General features: G+C 68.7%; 7 protein-coding genes. 2 read left to right on the forward strand and 5 right to left on the reverse strand.

Annotated features, from left to right (window positions below; translation table 11 throughout):
* Nucleotides 1–102 precede the first annotated feature (102 nt).
* Nucleotides 103–2,508: a helicase associated domain-containing protein gene (locus ACZ63I_RS34930; RefSeq protein ID WP_469343560.1), complete on the forward strand. Its 2,406-nt coding sequence runs from the start codon at nucleotides 103–105 to the stop codon at nucleotides 2,506–2,508.
* Nucleotides 2,509–2,890: 382 nt separating this feature from the next.
* On the forward strand, nucleotides 2,891–4,360 hold the full coding sequence (locus ACZ63I_RS34935) for an ATP-dependent nuclease (protein WP_469343561.1): 1,470 nt from the start codon (nucleotides 2,891–2,893) through the stop codon (nucleotides 4,358–4,360).
* Between the two features lie 138 nt (nucleotides 4,361–4,498).
* On the opposite strand, the gene ACZ63I_RS34940 is transcribed toward ACZ63I_RS34935, so the two are convergent.
* The 5 genes from ACZ63I_RS34940 to ACZ63I_RS34960 are packed head-to-tail and all read right to left on the reverse strand — an operon-like array spanning nucleotide 4,499 to nucleotide 11,563.
* Entirely contained in the window at nucleotides 4,499–5,956 is a 1,458-nt protein-coding gene (locus ACZ63I_RS34940; RefSeq protein ID WP_469343562.1) for a Wadjet anti-phage system protein JetD domain-containing protein, read from the reverse strand.
* A complete protein-coding gene (locus ACZ63I_RS34945) occupies nucleotides 5,949–9,044 on the reverse strand; it encodes a coiled-coil domain-containing protein (RefSeq protein WP_469343563.1) in 3,096 nt (1,031 codons plus the stop codon). Before ACZ63I_RS34945 ends, ACZ63I_RS34940 begins: the two co-directional genes overlap by 8 nt.
* Complete coding sequence (locus ACZ63I_RS34950) at nucleotides 9,041–9,694, reverse strand: hypothetical protein (RefSeq protein ID WP_469343564.1); 654 nt, start codon at nucleotides 9,692–9,694, stop codon at nucleotides 9,041–9,043. The genes ACZ63I_RS34945 and ACZ63I_RS34950 overlap by 4 nt, the downstream gene beginning before the upstream one ends.
* Nucleotides 9,695–9,704: 10 nt before the next feature.
* Nucleotides 9,705–10,271, reverse strand: coding sequence for a hypothetical protein (locus tag ACZ63I_RS34955; RefSeq protein WP_469343565.1), 567 nt, complete (start codon nucleotides 10,269–10,271; stop codon nucleotides 9,705–9,707).
* A complete protein-coding gene (locus ACZ63I_RS34960) occupies nucleotides 10,268–11,563 on the reverse strand; it encodes a hypothetical protein (protein ID WP_469343566.1) in 1,296 nt (431 codons plus the stop codon). Before ACZ63I_RS34960 ends, ACZ63I_RS34955 begins: the two co-directional genes overlap by 4 nt.
* Nucleotides 11,564–12,442: the final 879 nt, after the last annotated feature.

A 12,442-nucleotide genomic window follows, 5' to 3' on the forward strand; every position in this document is an offset into this window, starting at 1 on the left:
CGCAGCCGGACCACGGCGCCCGAGATCCCCGGACAGGCAACCACGATTCCCAGACCCGAGCGCATCTCCCCCCACCCCATCACTGCTGGGAACATGACCGCTATGAGCACCGCAGTCCTCACCCCGTCCTGGCCCGATCGTCCCGAGCGGGCCCAACTGTTCCCGGACCAGGAACAGGGAGTGCAGCGAGCGGTGCGGCATCTGCGCCGGCCCGGCACACGCGCCCTCTACGTGTCGGCCACCGGCACCGGCAAGACCCTGGCCTCGATCCGGATCGCCGACGAACTCGACGCGCGGCTGGTGCTGTTTGTGGTGCCGACGCTGGACCTGGCCGCACAGACCGCGCTGGCCTGGCGCGCCGACGGGCACACCGAGCACATGCTGATCGTGTCCTCGATGGACGCCTCCGGCCACGACGCCCTGGTCGCCCACCGGGTCGGTTCCACCGGCGACTTCCGCGCCCTGGCAGGCCTGATGTCGGTGACGGGGGAGGGGACAGACCAGATCCCGGCTCTGACGGTGATCTGCACCTACGACTCCCTCGACAAGATCGAGAACACCCGGCACAGCCGCTTCGACGTGCCCCCGTTCGACCTCGCGATCATGGACGAAGCCCATCGCATCGCCGGTCGCGCCGACAAGAAATGGGCCGCTGTCAACGACGCCACCCGCATCCGCGCCGAGCGACGCCTGTATATGACCGCCACCCCCCGCCTCATTGCCGCACCAGACCTGTCGGAGTCCGCCGACACCACACGCCCCCGCCGACGGCACTCCGCCGCACCCGACCCGGACTCCTACGCCAACTCGATGGACAACGAGGCCGTCTACGGCAAGAAGGTCCACGAATATCCCCTCGCGCAAGCAGTTGCGGACGGCCGGGCCGCGGACTACCGCATCGTGATCCCTACCCTCACCGACACCGAACTGCGCACCCGGCTCAACCTCGCCCCCCCCGGCACCGACGACGCGCAACGCACCACCGCCCTGCACCTGGCGGTCCTGAAAGCCATGGCCGACCAACAACTGCACCGGGTGCTCGTCTACTTCAACCTCGTCGAGGACGCCAAACGCTTCGCCCGCGAACTCGGCCACACCCTGGGCCAGTTGCGCCGAACCGCTCCCGAACTGTGCCCCGACGCTGATCCGGAACTGTTCTTCGTCCACGGCGAGCACACCCCGCAGCAACGCGCCGACATCTTCGCCGACTTCGCGGCCGCGCCTTACGCCATCCTCGCCAACGCGAAACTGATCTCCGAGGGCATCGACATCCCCAGCGTCGACGCGATCGTCTTCGCCGATCCCACCCGCTCCGTACGCCGCTGCGTCCAGGCCCTCGGCCGAGCCCTGCGCCTGTCGGTGAGCGGCAAGGTCGCCAGCCTGATCATCCCCGTCTACATCCCGCCCGGCGCCGACCCGCAGGACATCCTGGGCACCGCCTACGAGCCGGTGTGGGCGATCACCACCGCCCTGGCCAGCCACGACCACCGCATCGCCGAGCGCCTGCCGGACAAGGCCAACCGACTTTCCAGGGAAACCAGCCGCCTCATCCAGCACCGCTGGCACTTCGACTTCACCGTCCACCCCGAACGCATCGCCCAAGCGATGGACCTGGTCACCTTCGACCCCCGCGATGCCACGTCCCGTCCCCGCCGCGAAGGCCTCGCAGCCGCCCAGTCCTTCCACGACCAGTACAGCCACCTCGACGTTCCCGCCGATCACGTAGACCCCACCGGCTACACCCTGGGCTCCTTCATCACCGGCATGCGCGACGCCCACGCCGCCGGCCGCCTGGATGCCGCCTGGATCGCCGAACTCGACGCCCTGGGCATGATCTGGAACAAGCACGAGGCCGCCTGGCGCGCCAACCTCACCACCGTCACCGACTACCACCGAGCGCACGGCCACCTCGCCATCCCCGCCACGGCCCCCGGCGGTGCCTTCCTGGCCGAACAGCGCTCGCTGTCCGCCAGGGACCGGCTCGACCCCGCCCGAGCAGAAGCACTTGCGGCCATCGACCCCGACTGGCAGCTCCCGCACGGACCTGACTGGCACCGCAAATACCAAGCGCTCCGCGCCCACCTCACCGCCGGCCACGACCCGGCCGCCCTGCACCTGGACACGCTGATCGGTCCGGTCAAGGCCGGACGCTGGCTGCACCGCCAGCTCACCGGCTTCACCACCCTCCACCCCCGCCAGCAAGCCCTCCTCACCGAGATCGGCCTCACCCCCGACACCAACCCCCTCGCCCCGCCCCGACGACCCCGCCGGACTTTCGAACAGACCGTCCAGCTCCTGGAGTTCTTCATCGTCCGCGAAGGCCGCGCCCCCACCGCCCGCGAGGAGATCCTCGTCGACGGCGAGACGGTGAAGCTCGGCCCCTGGTTCGCCAAGGCCCGCACCAAGCAGCGCACCGGCGCCCTCCCGCCCGAGCACGCAGCTCTGGTTGCTCCGCTGTTCGACGGGGACTGGACCGACGACTCCACACCACCGTTCTCCCTCGTATAGCTCGCCACCGGGACACAGTCCGGGCGGCGGGCCGTCCCTGTACGGTCGGCATGGCATGGCACCACGCGTCGCCCCGTCCGGGTGAATACCGGCACATGCCGCAGGATCAGACGAGACGGAAGAATCATCATGGGGCTGGGACCTCGGCTTTCCCCGCCGCCGTGACACTGGCACGCCCGCACCGGACCGGTGGGCACGCTACGTCGACAACTGCCGCTGGCCATGACAAGCCCTCGGCGTCGACAGCCTGGCGCTGGTACAGAAGGCGGCGAACTCACTCCGGCCCGCGCAGCCGACCTCACAGCTCTCAACCCGGACCGGCAACTGCCTCACGGCGCAGACTGGCACCGTAGCGGCACGGAAGGCCTGGGAAGATGCGTAAATGAGCCATGACGATCAGGTGCGGAAGCTGGGCAAGAGGTTCACAAACACCGGCCACGCGAACTTCGGAGCGATGCTGCTGTCGATGCGCGTGAGGGGCTTCCGCGGAGTTCCGGATCTGACACTGGCGTTCAACTCGCCCATCACTGCCTTGTCCGGGCTGAATGGCACGGGGAAGAGCACCATCGCCCAACTCGCCGCGTGCGCCTTCCGCCAGCCGGCCGACCACACTTGGTCGCGCTACTACGTCGCTCACTTCTTCCCGGTGTCCGTGGCCGATCCGGAGCCGTTCACCGCCGACGCCGAGATCCACTACTCCTACGCCACCGAAGGATCGGCCGCGCCGCAGCAGCTGACGGTGAAGCGGGTCACCAAGGAATGGTCCGGCTACAAGCGCCAGCCCGACCACGCTACTTACTACCTCGGCTTCACCCAGTTCATCCCCAAAGTCGAGCGGCGCGATCTGTCCGTCTACGGGGCCCGCAGCCTGGTGCTAGGGGAGACTCGGCAGCTTGATACCCAGGCCGCCGGGCACGTTGCGCGGATCCTCGGACTGCCCTACGAGCAGTTGGGATTCGTCGATGTCAGCACTACCACCAAGTCCTCCAAACTCGCGATGGCGGGCCGGAACGGGAGAACTTATTCCGAGAACCACATGGGCTTCGGGGAGGGCCGCGTTGTCTACATGGTCAACACCCTGGAGACGGCGCCGCCGAAGAGCCTCATTCTCCTGGAGGAGCCCGAGACGTCGCTGCACGGCGATGCCCAGGTGCGGCTCGCCCAGTATCTCGTCGACGTCGCTCTTCGGCGAGGCCACCAGATCATTCTGACAACCCACAGCGCCGCGATCCTGGGGCAGTTGGGCCGGGAGTCAGTCGTCTACCTGCGGCGGATGGCTTCCGGCGACGTCACGGGCACGCATGGGTTGAGCACGTACCAGATCGACTCGCATCTGCAGAAGGAAGGCCGCACTCCCGACGGCATCACGATTTGCGTGGAGGATGCCTTCGCGCGCTGCCTGACCAGTTGGATTTTCCGAGTAGTTGACCCGGACCTGCTCTCGGGCTGCAGCTTCCTGCCGGTCGGCGGCGGTCAGGAGATCCCTGCTGCCGTGAAGCTGCTCACGGAGGCCAAGCGACGTGCGGTGGGCCTGAGTGACGGGGACATGCTCCATGACGGAACCGGCGGCGTCATGACTCTGCCTGGCAGCATGCCGCCGGAGAAGGAGGTCTTCGCCCACCCTGCGGTCAAGGAGTATTTCGCGAACCCGCCGTTCAACTTGGACATCTCTGAGACCCTCGCAGGTGTCGCCGACCACCACGACTACGCCAAGACCCTCGCGGACCGTCTGATGCTGGAGGAGAGCGCGGTAGCCAGCGATGCTTGCCGCGCTTATGCACAGGCGCACGATCCTGCGGAATTCTCTTCCTTGGTTGACTTCGTGCGCGCTCAGGTCGCAGACCGCCGGTAGGCAACCGGTGGCGCTACTGTGCATTGCGGCCGTTCTTAAGGGCGCCGGGCGGGATACAGGCCGCGTCCCGCCACGGCGCAAGGCAGGCTTCCCACTGGGACCCGCTGCCTGGCCGATGCGCTCCCTGATCATCCGGCGTCATCGCGCCGAGGCGGCTCTTCGGCCGGGCAACCGGGCGCAGTCGTCGGTGATCTGGTCCAATGTGCCAGCCAGGATCGGCAGGACCTCGTCGTAGAGGGTTTCGTGTTCGCAGCCGTCACCGCCGTGGCGGGCGATCTCGGCAGCCAGGGCGCGCAAGGAAGGGGGCCCGCTGACGGCGAGCCGTTCGGCGAGCTTGAGGTTTTCTTCCTGCTTTCCGGGTTTCTGACGGTATTTCGTGCCGTCCTTGTACAGGCCGACATCCATGCCGACGGGGGTGACCGGGCGGCCGATTCGTTCGGTGAGGTTGGCGATGATCTGGATGCCGTGGGCGTCCAGATCCTGCCAGGCGGCCACGGGCAGCGGGACCATGGCCCTGAGGAATGCGGCCAGGCCGTGCGTGGCGTAGCCGGCGCCCCACATGCACAGCCACCGGTCGGCGATCTCAGGGTGCTTGCATACCTGCGTGAAGGCGTCCTCGTTCTCGATGAGGAGCACACCCACCGCGGAACAGTCGATCAAACCGAGGCTGAGCAGGCCGCGGGCGGGCAAGCCCAGCCAGGGGTGGCATGCTGCGGCGTCGGCGATGACGGTGTCGACCTGCCAGCGCAGCGGCCCGCGCATCCGCAGCTCGGTCTCGCTTTCTTCCACGGCCTGGTCAAAGGGCATGCCGACGAGGTTGGCGAAGGCCTGCCGACGTGGCGGAGTCCAGGGGATCTTGGTGTCGCGCATGCTCTTGCCGACCAGGGCTTTGGCAGTCAGTTGCCGAGACCTGGGCTGGGCGGCCCACCACACTGCGGCAGATCTGACCGCCACCTCGTACACCCGCCAGTCCTCGGTGCCGGTGGCGCTGGCTGCAGGGACCTTGAGCGTGCGGCCCGGGGGAGTGGCGGCCAACAGGGCGTGCTCGCCCGCAAGCTGGGGAATGCCTGCTACTGCCTGCAGCATCTCGGCGTGCAACTGCACCGGGTCGGGGTGCCCTCGTAGTTGTGCGAGCTTGTCCTCACGCAGGTGAGACCAGGACTGGGTCAGCCGCCAGGAGTCCGGGACGAATCCGGTGGTCTGCACGACCTTGCAGCGAAGGACGACAGCCCCGCAGCGGATCAGGGACACCGCGGTGCGCCATGCCTCCTGCGCGCCGAACTCGACCTCGATGGTGGCCCATCGTTTATACGTTCGGGTCGAGAGGACCTTGATCAGGTCGCGGGCCGACAGGCCGGCCGGCGGGTCGTAGGCCTGGACCGGATCGGAGGCGACGAGGTCGACCATGGTGGGCTTGACACGCCGTTTGCGGTCGAGGGGAACACGCAGCAGCACCTCGTCACCGTCTTTGCTGGAACGAGGCACGGTGACCGCGACAACCCCGCCCGGCAGGCCCCTGAGGGGCACCTCCCGGCGCCCATGGGCTTCGCCGATCAGCAGGGGAGAGCGGGGGAGGGGCACGGGGGTGTCAGGCATGGGAGCGTCCTGCAGTGATCCAGTCGGCGGTCAGTTCCACGCGCTGGGCGTCGGCGTCGTAACCCCAGGCGCGGGTGGGCTGGTTGTAGGCGTCGGAGGAGGAAGCATGGGTGAACCACAGCAGCTCGTCGCAGACGTCGGAGGCGTCCACCAGGACGCTGTCCTGGCAGGTGCCCAGGATGGTCAGATGCTGCCGACGGGCCACAGCACGCAGGGCGGCGAGCATGTCCTTGCGGTTGACCTCGCCCAGGCTGTTGCCCAGCTCGTCCAGGATCAGGACGCGGCCGCGGGGTTCGGCGTCGGCAAGGAGGGCGGCCAGAACCAGCTGGATCGCATAGACCTTGACCTGGGCGCCGTTGGCGTTCTCCCGGTAGTGCACGTAGCCGCCGCGGGCCGAGCGTTTCCAGCGGGGAGTGACCTCCCAGCGCCAGGGCCTGGCGCCGTCGGGCCGCACGCTCGCATAATCCAGGCAGGCCCCGTCGCCGCCGCGCTGGCGGTCCAGGGCATCGAAGGCCTCGTTGATCTGGGCGAGCAGCCCGTCGATGTGCTGCTCGATCATGTCCTGCAGCGTCTCAAGGGTGCGCGCACTGTTTTCCGCCCCCTCGGTGAGCCCGGCCAGGGCCTGCTCGCGCAGGGTCCGGTCGGCGGCAATTTGGGCGGCCGCGACGGTGTCCCGCTCGGCGGGTCCGTCCAGCCGGATCTGCAGAGGTAAGGCCATGTCGTCAAAGCTGGTGCGTGGCAGCGCCGAGGTGTCCTCGTCGGCGAAACGGGCCCGCAACTGCCCTGCGAGGCGCAAGTCGTCCTCAGCGGCAGCCAGCGCGCCGGCCGGCAGGCCGTAATGCTCGTAGGCAATGCGTAGCCGCTCCTCGACATCACGCCGCAGCCGACCGGGCCGGGGCACCGGCGCGCTGGCATCGCCCATCCCCAGCAGCTCGGCTGCCTCCTCGGCGGAGGCCCCCCAGAGCTGCAGCCACTGCGAACAGGCGGTCTCGGCACGGGTCTTCTCCAGGGCGTTGCTCTCCTTGAGCCGCTCCTTGCGCACCTTGTCGGCTGCCTCCAGGCTGAGTTGCGCGGCCACCGTCTTCTGCTGGTGGGCGGCCAGGGCGGCCTCAGTCTGTTCCCATGTTTCCTGCAGCGCCCGCTCTTTGCCGCGGGCGGTGGTGAGTTCCGTATCGGCGGCCGTCACCGCGGCGTCGAGTTCGGCGTCCTGCTCCTGCAGGGCGGCCAGGCGTTGTGCTGCCAGGGCAGCCGCGTGCTCGATCTCAGCGATCTCCCGCCGGGCCTCAGCGGTCTTCACGGCCCCGTCCGCCGTGCCCGCCTCGCTCCTGCACTGTTCCAGGCGCGCTCTGACCTGGGCCAATTGGCCAGCCCGCCCGGCGAGAGGAGCTTCGAAGCCGCCCACGATTACGAGGGACAGGCCAGAATCACAGGCTGCCGGTGGCTCGTCGACCGTGCTCATACGCTCCTGGAGCGTGCACAGGAAGCCGGTGAGCGGCATCCGGCTGCGCACTCCGTGGGGCCACAGGCCCACAGCGTCTTCGGCGTCCGCGGCGATGACCTGTGCGCCGGGCAGGCCGTGCAGCACCTCCCGCGCGCGTTCGGCCCGCACGTGCGGCACCACCACAGCATCGCGCCAAGCCCACAGGCGCGGCTCCCACGCCGCACGGGCCGACTCTTCCAGCTGCAGCTGGTCCATCAGCCCGAGGGCGCTGATGCGTTCTGCGGCGAGAACCTCAAGGGCCTGGCCGGCCACCCCGCTGCGTCCTTGTTCCGCCGCCTTCACCAGCTTGCGGGCCTCCCCGACGGCGCGGTGTGCGTCCTCCGCTTGCTGCTGTGCGGCATACAGCCCGGCACGGGTCGCCTCCAGCACGGTATGGGCGTCGGTGGCGCTCGTCCCCCGCCACAGGGCGGTCTGGGGCCTCAAGCTGGCCATCTCCTGGCGCACCAGGCCCTGTCTGGTGGCCGCCGTGGTCCGTACCGCGCTGGCCTGTTCGGTGACCTGTTTGGCGTCCGTCCACGCCTGGCGGGCCCTGCCTGCGACGTCGGTAAGCCCGGTAGCCGCCCGCAGCTCGTCCAAGCGACCGCGGGCCTGCTCGACCAGCACCTGCGCCTGGCGCACCTGCTCCTGCTTGCCCTCCAGATCCGCTGCCAGTTTCCGGTCGGCCTGGACGGACTGCAGGCAGGAGGCTGCCACAAAGCGCTGCCATGCGCTGCGCCCTTCTTCGAGCGCGGTACGTGCCCGGGCGCGGGCTCGCACACCCTCCATCACCGTCTCTTCTCCTGCTGTGGTCTGCGCGTGCTCGGCTCGTACTCTCTCCAGTTCCCGGGCATGTTCCAGAGACTTGCCGCGGCGGGCGCTCTCCTGCTCCAGCAGATGGGTCATGCCAGACAGGGCGATCAGGGCCTCTCCGATGTCGTGCGGTTCCATCGCCGTCAGCTGCTGGCTCAGCAGTGAGGGCACCGCCGGCCGTAGTGGGGTGTCGAGGTAGGTCAGGCACCGCGGCGCGTTGCCGTAGAGCTCTTCGGCCATGCGGCGGCCCGACAGGACGCGGGCGGCATCCAGCTCCTGCCACAGGTCGTCCGCCTGCACAGCGCGCTCGGCATCGGTGGGGGCATCGGCCACATGGATGCCCCCAATCCAGTTGGCCTGGACGTAGGGGGCGGAAGCGGCGATGCGCACCCACACCGTCAGCGACTCCGCAGCCAGATCGCTTTCGGTACCAGCGAAGACCCCCACCACGTAGCCGTGGGTGGCTGCCGGCATCTGCTGGGCTCGGTCGACTCCGGCCGCATCCGGCTTGAACAGGATGCCGCTGGCGTACAGCCCGTGGTTGGACTCAAACCGCCACTGGGGATCCGCCAACAGCAGGGAGACTGCGATGAGGAACGAGGTCTTGCCGGAGCCGTTGGAGTCTTCCTTGGGGCCCATCCCGGACACGGCGACGAATGTCTCGGGCACCACGGGCACCGCATGGGTGGTCAGCCGGGCGATGTCGAAGGTCTGGACCGCCACGAGGTGGCGGTCACCGACGATGCCGCGGTGTTCGGCGAACTTGGGCAGCTCCTCCTCACCCAGATCCTCGTTCACCACGCCTCCTCACTCTCGTCGGCAGCGCGGCCGAACCGGCCGGCAGCGCCAGGTGCGCTGCGGGCGCGCAGCCGCAGGATCGACTCGGCGAGCGCCCCGGTGGGCTCAGCCAGCAGCACCAGTTGCTCGAACAAGGCTGTCTGGGTCGCCGGAGCTAACCGCAGCAGCTGGCTGCCCAGCACGATCCCCGCAGCAGTGAAGCGCACCAAGTCGGCCGCAGCCAGGCGGCGCAGCGCGGCGTCCACCACACCGTCGGACACGGCAGACTCCTTCAGCCGCTCCCGGCTCACCGGCACGCCCTGGGTCCACAGGGCCTGGGGCAGGACGCTGCCGCGAGCCCGGGGAACGGCGACACTGAACAGCAACACCAGCGTCAGCACGGCGCGGTCCTCACGGGGCAGGACTCCGATGCCCTCGGCGGCCAGCCGCTCCCGGACCGCGTCGTCGTAGCCGGACAGGAATCCTTCGCCCACGGCGAGCAGCGTCCGTCCCGAGGCTGCCAGCACTTCTTCTACCACCCTGCGTAGCGGCACCTCCGCCAGCGCCCGGAAGCGGACCGCAGGCACGGGCAACCGCGCGGTCTCCACCGCGCACACCGCCGCCCGCACCTCCGCGCGGCGCTGCTCCGACAGCGCCTGCAGCAACGTCACCTCCACACCCTTACTCCCCTCGCGCACAGGGCAGGCAGCCGTAGCCGCGCCGCAGCTCATCGATATCCCGCTCACTCCAAGCAGCCACCATCGGCCCCAGGCGGACCAGGCCGTCCCCCGCATTAGGAGCCAGATAGCCGCAGGCGCGCAGGGTCCGCAGCGCACGGCGATAGGGCGAAGTCTGCCCGATCGATGCGATGCCCTCGCGCAGGAGTCCGTCGCCCGGCGGGGCACAGGCTGAGAGCACGTCCTCCTCGGCCACCGCGAGCCCCGGATAAGGCCAGGAGCGGTCCGGATCCGGCCAGCACAGGCGCAGCGCAGCACCCAGAGTCAGCAGCTGCGACGGCGTTGCCTCCCGATGGGTCTCCGGGTCCGCCACTACCCCGCTGACCGGCTCCACATCAGCCGCCCAGCGCACCACGACGCCCCGGCCGCCACCCGGCAGCACCACCTCGACCAGCCGCCGCTCCACATCAGCCACCGCCTGCTGCAACACCCGCAGCTGATCATCCGCTGCGGAAAGCGGCACGACCCGCACGGCACGCGCCCTCGCCAGCCGATAGGCGTCCTCGTTCACGCCCACTCCTCCTGCTCCGCGGACGCATCCGGATCCGCGGCACCCGACATGTCCTCAGGGAGGCGGTACAGGGACAGCGGGGAGGCATAGGTGACCGTGCCAACCGGCTCCACCAGGATGCCGTCGCCGACCTGAACGAAATACGGTGTGGTGGGATCCGTGGACGCTTGCAGCAGATCCACCACCGCGGCGATCGCCGCAGGCCAGGGCAGCGCCCGCAACGTCGCGATCAGATCGGCCTCTTGGCCGCCCTTGAGCCACAACTCCATAGACGCCGCCCGCCGTCGGCGCAGCTGCCGCGCCTTCTCCCGGGCCGCCTCCACCGGATCAGGGCCCGGCGGCAGCGCTGCGGGCCGTGCCGGGCGCCGACGCGGCGCCGGCGGCCGCCGTTCCTCGGCCGCTACCAGCACCTGCACCGCGGTGATCTCCACACTGGCTGGGTCGAAGACCGTGACGGCGAACACCTCCGCCAGCGCATCCACCGGCGCGTTCAGCGCGGCGGTCAGGTACTGCTCGGGCAGCAGCATGCTGAAGTTCCGCCGGGCACTGGCCTGCTCCAGCAACCGGTCATAGAACTCATCAACCACAGCCGCATACCGCAGCGCCTCATGAATCAGACGCGTACCGGACGCCCTCAGTCGCGGGAAATGGCTGCTGACCGCCTCGACCAGCCGCTGCGCGTGGGCCAGCAACACCGCCTTGGAACGATGGTGGTGACGCTCGCCCACCAGCTCTTCGATGGGTTTGGACCGCACCAGCCGCAGCAGATGCCCGGTGTTGATGGACAGATCGCGCCGTGCCCGCAGCAGCTTGGCCGCCAGCTGGCCCTCATTCAGCAGCCCCTGCTGCAGGCTGTCATGCGTACGATCCAGCAGCGTCATGATCTCCTCGACGCCGCCGGCCTCCGCCAGCCGCTCGAAGACCAACAGGGCTGCCCCGCTAGTCGGATTGAAGACGTAGCGCCCCTCATAGGCTTTGCCGCGAGGTCGCTCCAACAGCCGCAGCCCCACGAAGACCCTGAACCGGGCATCGAACGCTTCCCCTGATGCCACCGAAGCGCACGCAGCCGCAAGCTCCGACCGGGTCAGCCCTTGATCGGAGGCAAGGTCACCGAACGCGTCATGGATGGCCTCGGCAAGTTGCAGCGACACAGGATCCTCCGTCACCGCGCCCACGGACGCTGCCACCGGAGCCATAAACGGCCGCACATGGTCCAGCGCGCCAGGACGCGCCTCGTCGGCTAAGTCAGCGAACAGATCACCCTGCTTGACGCCGCTCTCTTCTGGAGGCAAGGTCCCCCCTGGCCAGTACGTGCGCCCCCGCACCCTCCTACAAGAGGCCGAACCTATCCGCCACGGGTGCTACGTGCTGGCACATCGCCAACATCCCTCGCTTTAGTGACGGATAGCACAAAGAACCCGCCAAGGAGCCGAAGTTCAACTGGCGCCGCCACTTCCAACGAGCAAGTCCGACTGCCCACCGAGCGCCTGGAAGTCGAACTCAGCCTCCCTACCGCGCTCGACCCAGCAGTGTCCGGTGCCGACGCCATCGCCCTGGTCAACCCCCGGCGTCATCAACGGCTCCGAAGAAACGGACCGGCAGCACGAAGGATGCCCGTCCTCCTTCTTCGACGTACGGGGCCTCATGCGCCATCCCCTCAGAATTACTTTCCAAACAAGGCACTTGACGAGACAACAGTTACGGCGGCCTACGGAACGCAGGCCTTACCCGCCTCATCCAGCACGAGGCACCGGGCGCACTCCCGCGCCAGCCGTCCCGGACCCCTCCAGAGTCGATCCCCAGTCAGGCCAGCGGCAGTAGGGGAGAACTCGGATCTGCCATACTTTTTGATGAAGGAAGCAGTGGGACTAACTTCCCGCCTAGTCCGTTCAACTCTCTCGGAGATTGACTGGGCATCAGGCCGAGCCCACAGATACCCTGCCTATTGCTAGCGGAGGACTCGGAGGCGAAGCCGGAGAGTCCTAGACAGGGGAAGCGAAGCGCCCCCTGTCTAGCGGGCGAAGCCCGCAGGCCCGAAGGGCCAGGATCTGCGCTTCGTATCACCCGGAGCGCAGCGACTGGGTATCAGACCGGCGGAGCCGGTCCGTTGGCGCGAAGCGCCAACGTTTTCCCTCAGGAGATGCGTAGCATCTACTTACCCGCTCCGCGGG

The sequence above is a fragment of the Streptomyces sp. NPDC087906 genome (assembly GCF_055584925.1).